12 protein-coding genes are annotated in these 15,604 nt (G+C 44.1%); 6 read left to right on the top strand and 6 right to left on the bottom strand.

Annotation, left to right across the window (positions count from 1 at the left end; genetic code table 11):
- Nucleotides 1-42 precede the first annotated feature (42 nt).
- From AC3E9V_RS13115 to accC, 3 genes are read right to left on the bottom strand one after another with little or no spacing between them, the layout of a single operon-like run.
- Nucleotides 43-630: a Maf family nucleotide pyrophosphatase gene (locus AC3E9V_RS13115; protein WP_488748578.1), complete on the bottom strand. Its 588-nt coding sequence runs from the start codon at nt 628-630 to the stop codon at nt 43-45.
- Nucleotides 590-1,894: a DUF1015 domain-containing protein gene (locus AC3E9V_RS13110; protein ID WP_488748577.1), complete on the bottom strand. Its 1,305-nt coding sequence runs from the start codon at nt 1,892-1,894 to the stop codon at nt 590-592. Before AC3E9V_RS13110 ends, AC3E9V_RS13115 begins: the two co-directional genes overlap by 41 nt.
- 3 nt (nt 1,895-1,897) lie before the next feature.
- Complete coding sequence (accC, locus tag AC3E9V_RS13105) at nt 1,898-3,388, bottom strand: acetyl-CoA carboxylase biotin carboxylase subunit (RefSeq protein ID WP_488748576.1); 1,491 nt, start codon at nt 3,386-3,388, stop codon at nt 1,898-1,900.
- Between the two features lie 143 nt (nt 3,389-3,531).
- Here accC and AC3E9V_RS13100 point away from each other — a divergent pair, with 143 nt between their 5' ends.
- The 3 genes from AC3E9V_RS13100 (at nt 3,532) to AC3E9V_RS13090 (ending at nt 6,416) form a co-directional block, all read left to right on the top strand.
- Nucleotides 3,532-4,788 carry an aminotransferase class I/II-fold pyridoxal phosphate-dependent enzyme gene (locus AC3E9V_RS13100; RefSeq protein ID WP_488748575.1) on the top strand — a complete coding sequence of 419 codons (1,257 nt, stop codon included), beginning with the start codon at nt 3,532-3,534 and terminating at the stop codon, nt 4,786-4,788.
- Between the two features lie 89 nt (nt 4,789-4,877).
- Nucleotides 4,878-5,051, top strand: coding sequence for a histone H1 (locus AC3E9V_RS13095; protein WP_488748574.1), 174 nt, complete (start codon nt 4,878-4,880; stop codon nt 5,049-5,051).
- A 186-nt stretch (nt 5,052-5,237) separates the two neighbouring features.
- Nucleotides 5,238-6,416, top strand: a complete 1,179-nt coding sequence (locus tag AC3E9V_RS13090) for a mechanosensitive ion channel (RefSeq protein WP_488748573.1) — start codon at nt 5,238-5,240, stop codon at nt 6,414-6,416.
- 72 nt (nt 6,417-6,488) lie between these two features.
- Here AC3E9V_RS13090 and dapA read toward each other — a convergent pair whose 3' ends face one another.
- From dapA to ligA, 3 genes are read right to left on the bottom strand one after another with little or no spacing between them, the layout of a single operon-like run.
- Nucleotides 6,489-7,364: a 4-hydroxy-tetrahydrodipicolinate synthase gene (gene dapA / locus AC3E9V_RS13085; protein WP_488748572.1), complete on the bottom strand. Its 876-nt coding sequence runs from the start codon at nt 7,362-7,364 to the stop codon at nt 6,489-6,491.
- The gene (locus tag AC3E9V_RS13080) at nt 7,361-7,867 is read right to left on the bottom strand and encodes a DUF6913 domain-containing protein (protein WP_488748571.1); all 507 of its coding nucleotides are present in this window, start codon (nt 7,865-7,867) and stop codon (nt 7,361-7,363) included. The genes dapA and AC3E9V_RS13080 overlap by 4 nt, the downstream gene beginning before the upstream one ends.
- 1 nt (nt 7,868) lies before the next feature.
- Entirely contained in the window at nt 7,869-9,911 is a 2,043-nt protein-coding gene (gene ligA, locus AC3E9V_RS13075) for an NAD-dependent DNA ligase LigA (RefSeq protein WP_488748570.1), read from the bottom strand.
- 92 nt (nt 9,912-10,003) lie between these two features.
- On the opposite strand from ligA, the gene AC3E9V_RS13070 reads away from it, so the two are divergent.
- The 3 genes from AC3E9V_RS13070 (at nt 10,004) to AC3E9V_RS13060 (ending at nt 15,599) form a co-directional block, all read left to right on the top strand.
- The gene (locus AC3E9V_RS13070; RefSeq protein WP_488748569.1) at nt 10,004-10,624 is read left to right on the top strand and encodes a TetR/AcrR family transcriptional regulator; all 621 of its coding nucleotides are present in this window, start codon (nt 10,004-10,006) and stop codon (nt 10,622-10,624) included.
- Between the two features lie 128 nt (nt 10,625-10,752).
- Entirely contained in the window at nt 10,753-14,574 is a 3,822-nt protein-coding gene (locus tag AC3E9V_RS13065; RefSeq protein ID WP_488748568.1) for a PKD domain-containing protein, read from the top strand.
- Nucleotides 14,571-15,599 (top strand): PorP/SprF family type IX secretion system membrane protein, encoded by a 1,029-nt coding sequence (locus AC3E9V_RS13060; RefSeq protein WP_488748567.1) that lies wholly within the window; start codon nt 14,571-14,573, stop codon nt 15,597-15,599. The genes AC3E9V_RS13065 and AC3E9V_RS13060 overlap by 4 nt, the downstream gene beginning before the upstream one ends.
- The last annotated feature ends 5 nt before the right edge of the window (nt 15,600-15,604 follow it).

Raw genomic sequence — 15,604 nt, 5'->3', positions numbered from 1 at the left:
ATTGATACAATATAGTTTTATGAGATGGGAGGAAAGCGTAACTTAAGAGGCCTCTATTCCAAACTCTCCCGTCAACACCTCATAAACCTTATGTGTAGGTAAACCCATCACATTGTAGTAGGAGCCTTTGATAGAGCTGATCCGGGTCATACCGATCCACTCCTGGATGCCGTAAGCACCCGCTTTGTCAAAAGGCTTGTAAGTTTTGATGTAATGATTTATTTCTTCTTCGGTAAGGCGGTCAAAAGTAACTTCCGTGGTGTCTGAGAACGCAATTTGCCTGTTGGGTGCAGAAATGCATACTCCACAGATTACCTCATGAGTATTGCCGGAAAGCTTTGAGAGCATCTGGTAAGCTTCATCCGCATCTGCCGGCTTGTTAAGCACTTCGTCTCCAAGGACAACTGTCGTATCTGCTGTAATGATCAGTGCATCAGGCTTTAGCGGTCGATAGCTCTTGTTCTTTTTCACTGCCAGATACTCAGCTACTTCTTTTGCTGCGAGGCCTTCCGGGAATGATTCATCAAAATCCCATACAAACACTTCAAACGCAAAACCGGCCTGACGAAGCAGTTCCTGCCTGCGTGGACTATTGGAAGCGAGAATCAAAGGGTGTGTGAAATTCATCATCTTTTATGGAGCTAAATAAAAAGCCGCAAATAACCTTTGGGTAAAAATAAGTGGATTTCTGTGGCATGGTATAGCCACTATAGCAAACCTGCTTTACGGTATCGATGGAAATATCCTTTGTGATAACAGCAAACTGTGCCTCACCCGTAACAACTTCCTTCAGGCACTCGGTGAAATTACGCTGAAAGCAGATATTCCGTACTTCCGTTTGCTTCTTTCCAGGAATGCCCATGATTTTTTCAAAGATAAAATAATGCATTACGGTAAGGTCCAGTTCATTTATTTCACGGGGAAAATTCCAGGTGATCTGGTCAATTTTTTCTGGTTTAAGCCGGATCTTGTATGCATTATCACCTACCAGCAGCCCAAATGCCCATTGTTTGCCCAGAATAACCTCATTCACATCAGGAGCATTCTGTATCGGTTTGATGATGAAGTCTTTCTCCAGCTTTTTCAGCAGCCACTCTTCTGAAAAATCCTTCAGATCCTTTACGATCCTGTGGGTGGGCAGTATCCTCAGGTCTTCAGACTCGGTATTGGTCAGGTACATCATGTGGAAGTTATAGCCTTCCTCGCCAGTATGGTTTGGGTTTTTAGCTCTCTTCTGCTTCATATACTCCAGTGAACCTCCATACCGGTGATGACCATCCGCCAGGATGATCTGTTTGTCTTTAATGATCTCGACAATTCTCCTGATCACGTTCACATCATGGATAGCGCTCATAACGTCCTTTACGCCCTGGTAGTCTTCTGATTCATAGATCGGGCTTTTCATGCTTTCATCCAGGTAGGACTCGATCTCCCTGGAAGGGTCCGTATAGAGTCCATGAGTAGGAGAAACGTTAAGCTGTGTCTGGTCCAGGATGTTAATGCGATCATTCACTGAAAAGGGCATGGTGCTTTCGTGCCTCAAAAGAACTTTTTCCGGCCAGTCATAAATGCGGATGTTGCAGACAAAGCCTTTTCGGCAAAAGATATTGTCAGATCCTGCTAATGAAAAATACTGGTAATACACGTAAATGGCCGGAAGCTTATCCTGTACTAATACCTTTTCTTCTTTCCAGTGTTTCAAAGTTTTCTCCGCTGAATGAGCAGCCACATCACCTTCCGGTACGGAAAGATGAATGCTGTTGAGTGGATTTCCGTACAATGCTTTTCGTTGTTTACCAGAAACGACATCAAACAGGGGAGAAGTAAGCTCTTCGATCTGATGTTTGAACCGTGGATGATACCGCCAGGCGGCCAGGGGACGAATTTCTGCCATTTACTAATTCAATCTTTTTCTCCAGGCTGAACTTTTTCGGCTGGTGTCCTTTTGGACAAAGTTTTGTGATCTGTTTTTGTATTGCTCAAAGGCAAATAGTGCAGCCACCTTTTTCATATCTTCTGAAGGCTCTTTCCTGAGCTTTTCAGGAGTGAAGTGCTGCTCTACAAATTTTGTAGTGAAAGAGCCGTCTTTGAAGTCAGGGTGATCCAGCACAAAATCACAAAAGGACAAGGTGGTTTTCACCCCAATGATTTTATACTCGGCGATAGCACGCTTCATACGAACGATAGCTTCTTCCCGGTCTTTGCCATAGGTGACTAACTTACTGATCATCGGGTCATAATAGATCGGGATATCCATACCTTCTTCATATCCGTCATCTACCCGTACTCCCGGTCCCTGTGGCCTCACATACGTCTTAAGTGTACCCGTATCCGGCAAAAAGTTATTTTCAGGATCTTCTGCATACACGCGTGCTTCTATGGCGTGTCCATTAATTTTAAGGTCTTCCTGTTTTACGGATAGCTTTTCGCCCTGCGCAATTTTTATCTGCTCCTTCACCAGGTCTATACCTGAGATTTGTTCAGTAACCGGATGCTCCACCTGAAGTCTGGTGTTCATTTCCAGAAAGTAGAAATCCAGGTTTTTATCGGCGATAAACTCCACTGTTCCCGCTCCGTAGTAGTTGCAGGACCGGGCTACGTTGACGGCAGCTTCGCCAAATTTCCGGCGTTGCGCTTCATTTAGGACCGCTGAGGGGGCTTCTTCGATAACCTTTTGATTGCGGCGCTGAATGCTGCATTCCCGCTCAAATACGTAGATCACATTGCCGTGCTGGTCTCCAAGTATTTGTACCTCGATGTGCTTGGGAGAGGTGATAAATTTTTCTATGAACACTGCATCGTCCCCAAAAGAGCTTCTGGCTTCACTAACCGCCCTGTCCATCTGTTCTACAAAGTTTTTTGGGTCATTTACGATCCGCATCCCTTTGCCACCTCCGCCGGCACTGGCTTTGATCATAATCGGATAGCCAATGGTATCGGCTATTTCCCTGGCCTTTTGTACATCACTTATAGGTTTGTCCATCCCGGGTACCAGAGGAACGTCAAACTCCTGCACAGCCTGTTTAGAGGCTAATTTATCACCCATGACCTTGATGGCCTCCGCAGACGGACCAATAAATATAATCCCTGCTTTTTCCACTTTTTCAGCAAAAGCTGCATTTTCTGATAAAAAGCCATATCCGGGATGTATAGCATCTGCACCGGTAGTCTTACATGCCTCGATGATTTTGTCCATCACCAGGTAGGATTTGGCAGATTGGGGTGGTCCTATAAGGATGGCTTCATCAGCGTACCTAACATGGGGTGCGGTGGCATCTGCTTCACTGTATACGGCTACTGTTTTAATGTTCATCTCGCGGGCCGAGCGCATGACCCGGATGGCAATTTCACCGCGATTTGCAATGAGTATCTTCTTGATTTTCATCATTTATCTGGGGTAAAGTACAATGCTAATGAATATTTTTAACATGAATGATTGATGATGAAAAGACGTTTGGAGGGTTTGTGCTATCTCGAATTAGTGTTAGTTTTGCGTTGTACTTTAGGTAAAGGTTTATTAACAGTCAATAGATGGATTTATTTGAAAAATTACTTCAGGATCGGGGCCCGTTAGGTTCGCACTCCTATTATGATGACAATTTCTACATGTTCCCAAAGCTGGAGGGTGAGATTGCTCCGAGGATGCAGTTTAAGGGAAGGACAATGTTGACCTGGAGTCTGAATAACTACCTGGGTCTTGCTAACCATCCCGAAGTAAGAAGGGTTGATGCGGAAGCAGCAGCAGAGTGGGGGTTGGCCTACCCGATGGGAGCGCGGATGATGACTGGTAACACCAAATATCATGAGCAGCTGGAGACGGAGTTGGCACAGTTTGTTAAAAAAGAGGCTGGTATGCTTCTGAACTATGGTTACCAGGGTGTGATGTCTGTGATCGATGCCTTGGTAGACCGTAAAGATGTGATCGTCTACGATGCTGAATCACATGCCTGTATCATCGACGGCTTGCGTATGCATATGGGTAAGCGCTTTGTGTTCCCTCACAATGATATGGAAAATCTGGAACGTCAGCTGGTGAGAGCTGAGCGACTGGTAAAAGAAAGTGGCGGCGGTATCCTGGTGATCACAGAAGGTGTTTTCGGCATGTCCGGAAACATGGGTAACCTGAAAGACATTGTTAAGCTAAAAGAAAAATACAATTTTCGTCTCCTTGTAGATGATGCGCACGGATTTGGCACTATGGGATCTACAGGTGCAGGTGCGGGAGAAGAGCAGGGAGTTCAGGATGGCATTGATATTTACTTCTCTACATTTGCAAAATCAATGGCAAGCATCGGCGCATTCATTGCGGGTGATACGGATATCATTGATTATTTGCGATATGTGGTCAGATCACAAATTTTTGCCAAGTCGCTACCTTTGCCTATCACGATTGGCAACCTGAAGCGACTGGATATCTTAAGATCAGAGCCTCAACATAAAGAAAAGCTCTGGACAATTGTTAATGCCATTCAAAATGGATTTAAGGAGAAGGGCTATAATATCGGGACCACACAATCTCCGGTGACACCCGTGATTATGAATGGGGACACCATGGAAGCTGTGAATCTGGTAAAAGATCTACGGTTGGAACACAATATTTTCTGCTCCGTTGTAGTTTATCCTGTAGTACCAAAGGGTACAATCATTCTGCGAATTATCCCTACTGCCGTACATTCCTTAGATGACGTGAAGGAAACTATCATCGCATTTGAGGCTGTAAAAGAGAAATTAGACAGTGGTGTGTATAAAAAAGCAGGTGTAGCAGGGGCAGCGATTGCTCAGATTTAGCTTTTTTAGCTCATTATGCTTGATTTTTGAACATTTTTTATAAATTGCCTCATCGAATAATTATCAGTAACCTTTAAGATATTATTAATATGAAAAGATTCGAACAATTAAAAGAACTCGTTGACTCACTAGAAGGAGACTTCAGTAAATTTTATGAAAAGCAAAATTCCGCAGCAGGAACTCGAGTAAGAAAAGGAATGCAGGAGCTTAAAAATATAGCTCAGGAAATCCGAATCGAGGTCCAGAATATGAAGAATTCTTAATTTCAGATTTCGTTAAGATTATAAATAAAAAGGGGCCTTGAGCCCCTTTTTTTATGTTCTAGCGTACAACCCAACCCCTCTACATGCAGATTATGCTCCGGTCAATTCATAAATAGAGCATGGAATAGTATTTTGCAATGAAAAATTTGCTATTTTCCAATTACAACCAAACCTAAACTCATCATTATGAATTTACCTAGCTATTTAGAAAGTCTTGTACACACGGTAAGTACAGCTCTTCCCGGGGTATTTGGAGCTATCGTTGTATTTATTATCGGCTGGCTACTTGCTATCCTTATACGAAAGATCGTTCACGGCCTTATGAAGAAGACAGAGTGGGATGAACGATTATTAGGGAACACTATAGTAGATACGAATAAGTTCATAGCCAATCTCGTCTATTACATCCTGATGGTGGTAATCTTACTCATTGTCCTGGAGATGCTGGGTGTAAGCTATGTGCTGGACCCTATCAGAAATATGCTCAATGAGTTTTTGGGATTTGTTCCAAATATTCTTGCAGGACTTGCTATCATCTTTATCGGGTATATTCTTGCCAAGTTTGTTTCCAATCTTGTGAAGATGGCCGGTAGCTTTTTCGACCGCTTTGCTAACAGCATGGGCTTTAAAGAAACCGATAAGTTCGTTTATTTCATTCAGCAGATCGTTTTCTTTGTTTTATTTATTCCGTTTATCATTCAGGGACTGAATGCCCTGGAGCTGGATGCCATAACCCAGCCAGCAAACAACATCCTTCATCAGCTGCTGGATGCCATTCCAAGCATTATAGGAGCGATATTGATCATCACGATTTTTGTTATAGGAGGGAAGTTCATAACGGCCTTCCTAAAGGACCTGTTGACCAATATTGGTACGGATGACCTTACCAGGAAACTAAAACTGGAATCCCTGATCGGTAGAGATCAGTCACTCTCCGCCATCATAGCCAATATCACCTTTTTCTTCCTCATCTTTTTCGGTGTGATCTCAGGAATAGAAATGCTTGGTTTTGAGCGATTGACTCAGGCGCTTAATGCTATTCTTAGCCTGTCCGGAAACATCTTGTTTGGCTTATTGGTGATGGCTATTGGTAATCTCATTGCCTCGATGGTTTTCAATGCACTGAATACTTCGGAGAACAATCGTTTTACTGCAGGGGTCGCCCGGGTAGCCATTATAGGGTTATTTCTGGCAATTGCCCTGCGTACCATGGGAATAGCTAACAGCATCGTGGAGCTGGCGTTTGGCCTTACCTTAGGCGCCCTTGCAGTAGCAGTAGCCTTGTCTTATGGGCTGGGAGGCCGTGAAGCCGCAGGAAAGCATATGGAGAAGATCCTGAAGCGGTTTAATAAGGATGATAAGTAGGGAGACGAACGGAAAAGAAAAGACTAAACAAAAAACGCCGGTCATAATGTCGGCGTTTTTTGTCTGTTTATTTTATTTCTTTAAATAGGCTTCAAATGCTTTCTTAAGATTATCGGATCCTTTGTACAGTGGTAGCCGAACATCATTATGGATCAGGCCAAGCACCTCCAGTCCGGTCTTTACGGAAACGGGGTTCCCTTCCTTGGTCATTAGCTCATAGCCTTCAAGGAGTTTCACATTGATTTTCCGGGCTTCTTCGTAATTACCTTCCAGTGCGGCTCTGACCATTGAGGAAAACGGCTGTGGCTGCAGGTTAGCAATGACCGAAATAACTCCCGATCCTCCAAGAGAAATGATAGGCACCGTGAGTGCATCATCCCCGGAGATCAGTAAAAAGTCTGCGGGAACTTCCTCGAGAATGTTCGAGCACTGGGTCAGATCACCGGCAGCTTCTTTTGTACCAATAATGTTTGGATGAGCTGCCAGGCGCACAGTGGTCTCTGCGGCTATATTGGCAGCTGTACGGCCAGGTACGTTATAAAGTAACACCGGGAAAGGGCTCTTATCGGCGAGGGCCGTATAATGCCTGAAAAGGCCTTCCTGCGATGGCTTACTGTAGTATGGGCTGGTGCTGAGCAGTGCTGTAACAGGGAAGTCCTTCAGGTCTTCCAGTTTTTCGATCAGGTCTGCAGTGTTATTGCCACCATGACCAAAAACGATGGGCAAGTCTTTGGCATTGTTATCAAAAACAAACTGCAGGACTTCCAGCTTTTCCTTCCAGCTGAGTGTTGGGGATTCTCCGGTAGTGCCAAGCACCACCATGTAATCTACTCCGCCAGCGCTTACGTGGTTTAATACCCGCTTGAATCCATCAAAATCTATGGAATAATCATGATTCATTGGTGTGACCATCGCCACTCCTGTCCCTTTCAATTTCTCGATACTCATACGCTTTGGATCATTTTCAGGTATCTCAAAACTTCTCCACTCAGCGCCGTTTCACTTTGTTCGGCATGTACCATCATTTCAAAAAGTTTGTCTCTGGTTGGATGCATGAAGCCTACCCGGCATTTAGCTTTTAACAGCGAAAATATATAATCTATCAAAAAGTGATTGGATTCATCAAGACATAGTGCAAAATCGTACTCTTTATTCAGGAAATTAGTCAGGCTGTCATTGTGGATCTCACCTGTCATGGATATGTCTTTGGCTGTGAAATGCGGGTGTTTGGTATTGACTTGCTGAGGATTATGACAATAAACCAAAACACGGGTCTCTTTGCCTTCAGCATTCAGGTCACCGACCAGTTTATCTATGTTTTCTTCCTTTTCAAAAAGATCGGAATAAAGGATAGCTATCTGTTTACTGCTTTTGAAATCAGCGTTTGTCTGAAGAATCCTTTGCTTTAGGTTTTTCCTGGTCTTTAATTTCAAAATTGTTTTCTTCAGCATGCTATTCGATCATTGCTTTGAATTCTTTCTCACTCAGTATAGTAGTGCCCAGCTTTTCTGCTTTTTCCAGTTTTGCCGGCCCCATATTTTCACCTGCAACTAAAAAATCGGTGCTTCCGGAAATAGAGCTGGCCACTTTTCCTCCGAGGTTTTTGATCAGTTTTTTGAGCTCCTCTCTCTCATAGTTTTCAAAAACCCCGGAGACAACCAGTGTCTTTCCTTCAAATATCTGATTTTGTGCGGAATTTTCAGCGTATTCTACCTCAAATTGTAATCCCGCTTTTTTCAAACGTTCCACTAATGTGACATTTTCAGGATTTCCAAAGAAATCAACGACACTCTCCGCGATCCTTTCGCCAATCTCATGAACGGCTACAATCTCTTCAAAATCAGCTTTCATAAGCTTGTCAATGTGCTTGAAATGCTCGGCAAGCTTCTCAGCCACCGTTTTACCCACATACCGGATCCCCAGCCCAAATAGTACACTTTCAAAGGCGATGTTTTTTGAAGCTTCCAGCGAATCAATGATATTCCGGGCTGTTTTGTCTTTGATAGACCGGATTTTTACCTCTCCGGTCACTTCATCTATGTCTTCAAATTTTAAGCCATTCAGATCATCAAATTTTAATGTATAGAGGTCAGCAATGCCGGCTATCTTATTCGCTTTAAACAACCCTCTGATCGTTCGGGGACCCAGGTGATTGATGTCCATAGCATTGCGGGAGATAAAGTGCTCTACGCGTCCCTGTACCTGTGGTGGACACTCATCACTATTCGGACAATAGTGGACAGCTTCACCTTCCTTACGGATAAGCCCGGCTCCACATTCAGGACAGTTGGTGATGTATTTGGTGGATTTTGAGTTAGCGGGCCGTTTCTCTTTGTTTACTCCGGTTATTTTAGGGATGATCTCTCCGCCCTTCTCTACAAATACTTCGTCACCTATTCTTACATCCAGTCGTACGATCTCATTGGCATTATGCAAAGATGCCCTTTTTACGGTGGTGCCGGCCAGCTGCACTGGCTCCAGCTCAGCTACCGGTGTAATTGCTCCTGTTCGGCCTACCTGATAGGTGATGCCGTTTAGTCGAGTCTGAGCTCCTTCAGCTTTGTATTTATAGGAGATAGCCCATCGCGGGCTTTTTGCTGTGTAGCCAAGCTCTTGCTGCTGATCAGAGCTGTTTACCTTGATGACAATTCCGTCCGTTTCCACAGGCAGTGAATGCCTGTCCTGTTCCCATTTTTCTATGTAGGCGAAAACCTCTTCAATGTTTTTACATTTCTGGTAAGTAGGGGAAACGTTGAATTTTAGTTTTTCCAGGAAGTGAATTGCATCGGAATGATTCTTTTCTTCCAGATTTTCTCCAAGCAGTGTATAGAGGTAGCAGTCCAGCTTACGACTGGCCACTACGGAAGAGTCCTGCATTTTCAGGGTGCCAGAGGCTGTGTTCCTCGGGTTAGCAAGCAATGATTCTCCATCTTTTGCACGCTGGTCGTTGAGAGCGGCGAAGACCTTTTTAGGCATAAAAACCTCTCCGCGTACTTCAAAGGATTCAGGATATTCCCCGGAGACCCGGAGAGGGATGGTTTTGATGGTTTTTACATTATTGGTAACATCATCGCCTTTCACGCCATCCCCGCGAGTTACGGCCTGCTTAAGCAGCCCATCTTCATACAGGATGCTGATAGCCACTCCGTCAAACTTGAGTTCGCAAAAATATTCATAGTCAGTCGTCCCCAGGCCTTTCTCCACTCGCTTATCAAACTCCACAAGCTCTTCTTTAGAGTAAGTGTTCCCAAGGGAGAGCATCGGATATTTGTGATAAACCGTATCAAAACTCTTGGTGATGGTGCCTCCAACACGCTGGGTAGGGGAGTCAGCTCTTTTGAGTTCAGGGTATTTCTTTTCCAGCTCCTCTAATTGCTTCAGCTTCTGATCAAACTCATAATCTGAAATCTCAGAGCGGCTTTCCTGGTAATACAGATAATTATGGTGGTTGAGCTCTTCGGTGAGCTGATCTATCTTCTTCTTTACTTCGTTCATTTTGCGGTTAGATTGCTACAAATCTAACAATATGGATCGTTCTTGAAATTATATTTTATGGCTTAATTTTGCGGTTCAACTCAGCCAGCAAAATGAATAGAAGGGAACAAATAATTGATGCCGCAGAGGTATTATTTAGTGAAAGAGGCATACGTGACACAAAGGTAATAGATATAGCCAATTACCTGAAAATCAGTAAAAAAACCATTTACAAACACTTCCAGGGAAAGGATGAGATCATCCGGATATTGTTTCGGACGAAATATACCTTTGTAAACGCTGAGGTCGAAGCTATTATCAAATCAGAATTATCATTTGTCGCGAAACTTGCTTCTTTGGTTTTATTTTTCAGGATGGTATTTGCCAAAGCTAATCAAGTGTACTTCAAAGATATGAGGGCTTTTAACCCCCAGGTGAATCAAATGATAGAGCGATGTATCCAGCATGCTGTATTCAATCGTTTCAGGGTGTTTTTAACAGAGGCGATTGAGGATGGAGTTTTGAAGTCCGGAACCAATATCGACTCAACTGTCTTGTTGTACCGGGATACCATTTTTTCATTTTACACCATGAGAGCCAGTGAACGGTTACCGGAAAACCTTAACTACTTAAAGCCCGTTGATATTTTATGTGAAAATTTGATCACAATCTTTCGAGGTATTTTAAATAATAGTGCTGAGAAAGAGTTTAATTTGCTTTTGACAGGCAAATAATATCGTGCCGCCTTCCAGCGTTATTACCTTTTCAACCTTTAAAGTCTAACGAGTTCATGAAATAGCCAGCTAGAGACAAATATCGAGACCGCCTTTTTGTAAGTTTTTCACCTCAAAAAGTTGCGAAATTGAGAAAGTTACAACCAACCCTTGGTCTCATTTTAAGTCTTTTTTGCTACGAGTTGTTTGGACAGTGTGGAGCCATTCGTCAGCAAAGAAATATTACGTTCAATACGGATAAGGATTGTGCGCCGGTAACGGTTACAGACTTTACGATCACTTATTTTTTCAACGTTCCTCAGGATCCGAATGACATTCGCATTCGGTTTGAGTGGAACGACCCGTCTAATTCCGTAGATGAATACGGAGTAGGGGATCCGCAATTTTTGGTAGATGCTACCAACACAGAGTTTACTGCCACGGGTACATTTACCTATCCTGAAGATGAGAACTGTGTTTTTGAACCCACATCACTTGTCATAGCGATAGGGGATGTGTGTGAAACTTCCGAACAGTTACAGCTGGTCACTTCCTGGGCAGATGATAACAGCTTTGGAGGTGTCATGGATATTAACCCCAATTTCTATGATGTCTGTTACGACAATGCAATAGTTGATGCTGTTTTTGCTGACAACTCCACGTTTAACTGCAACATCAATCAAAACCAGGATACACCCAATCGTCAGGAGCGCTTTACCCAGTTTGTATATGGCACCAACCACGATGCGGCTAACTCCATAAGAAACCTTAGTCTTGTGGATGGTGGCGGAAGCACGGTTAACCTGACAGATGGAACAGCTAATCTTTCATCCACAACCACCGTAAATGGTGTGACCGGGGCTTATTTCGGGCCTGTTGAAAACATACCATTCCCTGCAGACGGGCCTATATCCGTTACTTTCCCCATCAGTGCACCGGCAGATGCCAATAATCTGGTAGGAAATGTATTTGAGGTAACATTATTTAATTGGAACATTTGTAACCCTTACAATGGAAACCCTGCAAGCCCTAACTATGCTGATGCCGTACAGACTCAGGCTTATCTCAGGATTGTGGATCCGCCGGTCCCTGACTTTCAGACCAGAATAAACGACGCATCAGGTACGCTGGAAACGGTCTTTTGCCTTGGAGATGACATTTATTTTGAAAATCTCTCTACGGATGCTACAGATTACACCTGGGAGTTTTATGACGATGCTACGGGCACAGACCTGATCACAACCTCCAATGCGGTAAATCCGACATTCAATTTTACAAGTTCTGGTGATAAGCTTATCAGACTTACTGCGGATAACAACGGTGCCAATGGAAACTGTGAGGTGTTTATTGAAAAGACTATTTCCCTCTCACCGGCAGCTATGGCGGCTATTGGTTTTTATGACCCTACTTTAACCAACGCAATCTCTCCTGTATTTTGCTCGGTGGACGGCACCCAAATGATCACTGTAGGCTTTAAGGACGAAACCACTAACATCGAACCACAAACGGAGTGGCGTTGGGAGTTTTATGATCAGAACGAAGCCCTTCAGGAAAGCTATCCTTCCGGAGCAGGTGCATTCGGGGCTCAGGTAACTGATTTCACGCGGGATTATACCAGCCATGGAGAATATCCTGTCCGGCTAATTGCCCGAAACAATACCAGTGGTTGCGAGTCTATTGCTGAAGATACTATCCGGATCTACGACACCCCTGAAGCTACTTATGACTTTGATGATGTGTGTGTGGGTGAACGAACTCCATTTTATAACCTTCCTGACTCTGTGCTGAGCCTGAGCCCCAGAATCAATGGCGATTATATTACAGCCTACGAATGGGATTTTAGCTATGACGGATCAGTATTCAATGCCGAAAGAACTACTGCAAGTGATGACGATTTTTCTTTTTTTCTCAGCGGTAATGACCTGCCCCCTGGCACTGAACCTGCCAACTCTGTAGCAGGTACTAATACCGTGGCTCTGAGAGTACGAACGGCCCTGGGTAACTGCAGTGACATCATTCAGCACCAGGTGACGGTACACCCCCTTCCCGAGCCTATACTTTCTTCTGATTATACACAGCCCATCTGTCCGGGAGAGGTTTTGTTCTCCAATGGTTCAGACCTTTCCAGTGCTTCGTTTAGTCTGATCATTACAGATAGTATCAGCAGTGATACGCTGAGCTTTGATCAGGCAGATCTACAAGTGGACTTTCAAAACGAGCTGGATACGACTAAAAACTATTATGTGAGCATGTATGCGGAAACCAGTGCAGGCTGTGAGGCGACGGATGGCCCGATAACCATAGAGGTTTTACCTTCTTCACTATCCGGGTTTGAGGATCCTTACTATGTGTTTTCCGGTGCAAACTGCTCTGTCTGGGAGAGTGTTATGCAAGTGGACGAGTCTACTCAAAATCTGGATCCGGATACCTATACCTGGACCATTAGTGATGCAAATGGTGTGCTAACCGGCTATCCGGTCACAAAAACTTCGGGGGATACTGAATTCCATCAACTGGACTATACGCTCACGAATAATACTGCCTCTAACCAGGTGTTTATAGTCAATCTCGAGGTAGAAAAACCCGGCATATGCATCACAGGCAGTCAAAGAGAGTATTTGATCAATCCTTCTCCTGACAATGGGTTTAGCGTAAGTGTGATTGACTCATGTGATTTTGAGGTGGTGACCCTTGAGGCGGATCAGCCTGGTCTTTCGTCTTATCAATGGAATATTACACCTACACCTGATGAAAGAGTGGATGATGGCAGTCGTCAGGTGTTGACCTACTACCGGCCTGCATATGGCAGCCCGGACCTGACGGTGGGTATTTCGCTGGTTACGGAAAACCTGGCGGGCTGCGCCGGTGATACTGCAGAAGCTCAATTAGCCATTGAGGCTATGGAGCTTTCTCTGGTTGCAGATTTTCAGATAGAGAACAATACAATAATGCAACCGGATAGTGTAGTTGAAATAACGAATCTTAGCTCCAGCTACACGGGTGTAACTTATCAGTGGGACTTTGGCGATGGCACAAGCGATACCGCTTATGATCCTGGCAGTCACATATACTCCGAAGCGGGAGAATATCAGATCCGCCTTACGGTAAACAATGCTCATTGCAGTGAGCAAATTAGTCAGCAGGTGGTGGTACAACCTGCGGATCCCATTATTGACTTTTCAGCTGATCTTCGGCAGGGATGTAGTCCGCTAACTGTTCAATTCACCAACTTATCGCGCTTTGCGGTAGCTGGTTCTTTTGTGTGGGATTTTGGGGATGGGAATACCTCTACTGCCATCAATCCGGTTCATACTTATGCGCGCAGCGGGGTTTACACTGTTTCCCTGTACGGTGAAAATAATGTTGGGAATGGGGCTGACACAGTGAAAACAGACTATATCGAAGTATTCAGTCAGCCAGTAGCCAGTTTTGAGGCCAACCCTACAAGGGTAAAAATACCTGGCCAGGAGGTCTACTTTAGAAACAACTCTCACAATGCCACTGCTTTTCGGTGGGATTTTGGAGATGGAAACACTTCGGAAGAGGAAGCCCCCATTCATCAGTATGAAACGATAGGTACTTATGATATTCAGCTAGTAGCTTCAAATGATTTTGGGTGCTCGGATACCTTATCTGTTCCTGCTTTTGTAGAAGCTATAGCAGGAGGAGAGGCTGAGATCCCAAATGCCTTTTCACCCAGCCTGAACGGACCTGGAAGCAATGGAGGAAACTCAGGAGAGACTATAAATGATGTATTTATTCCACACGTGGAAGGAGTCACCGAGTTTCGAATGTTGATTTATAATAAGTGGGGCGAGCTTCTTTTCGAAAGCAATGATCAGACTGTAGGATGGGACGGGTATTATAGGGGGCAGCTCCAGCCATCGGACGTGTACGTCTATAAATTGGAGCTCACCTATACAGATGGTCGGGATGGAATAAAAGTGGGGGATGTAACGCTGGTACGATGAGGAAATTTCTACTAATTGTTTTTTGTTTAATATCGGGTGTGAGTTTGTCGCAGGACATTCAGTACTCACAATACTATGCTAACCCATTGTACTTAAATCCCGCATTTACCGGGGCAATACCAAATCACCGGGTTACCGTTAATCACCGCATTCAGTGGCCATCCTTACCGAGAGCTTTTAATAACTACAGTGCTTCGTGGGACTATAATGCTGAAAATCTAAATAGTGGCTTTGGGATACTTATGAATGCTGATCGTGCCGGATCAGCTAATTTGCGTAACACCTCTGCAACGTTCAATTATAGCTACACGGTCAACTTTGATCGCAAATTTATTTTCAAACCTGCCGTCTCTTTCGGGTATGTAAACCGAAATATAGATTACGATAAATTGATCTTTGGGGATCAGATAGACTTTGGGGTGGATGGCGCTCCCTCACAGGACCCTGCCGTGGGTGCAATAGAGTCTACTTCCTATATTGACCTGGGCACGGGTTTACTTATGTATACCGAAAAGCTATGGGCCGGAGTGGCAGCTTTTCACTTAAATGAACCCAATAATTCAATTATCAATGGTCAGAATTACGTACCTATGAAGATCTCGGTACATGCAGGAGCGAGATTTGAGCTGGGAAATGAATCATTTAAGGATGTCAAAAAAGTCAATATAGCTCCGAGTTTTATTTACAAACGCCAGGGAGAGTTTCAGCAGCTTGATCTGGGCGCTTCTTTCCATTACGAACCCATTATTTTCGGGGTTTATTATCGAGGTATGCCTTTTATAGAATCTGCAGTACCGCAAAGTATAAATCATGATGCGGTGATCGTGTTGTTCGGAGTGGAGTTTAACAACTTCCAGTTTGGCTACAGCTTTGATAACAACGTTTCCGAACTAAGTACTGATACAGGAGGAGCTCATGAGTTTTCCCTGCAGTATTACTTTGATATTCGCAGCAATCCCAACAATGTATCCCGAAGCAAAAAGTTTTTACCATGTCCGGCCTTTAATAACAAGTCATTCCACTAAGCCAT

The sequence above is a fragment of the Marinoscillum sp. HNIBRBA16962 genome (assembly GCF_057801515.1).
Note: the sequence above shows the minus strand (reverse complement) of the source record. Positions and strands in the feature narration are given on the sequence as shown.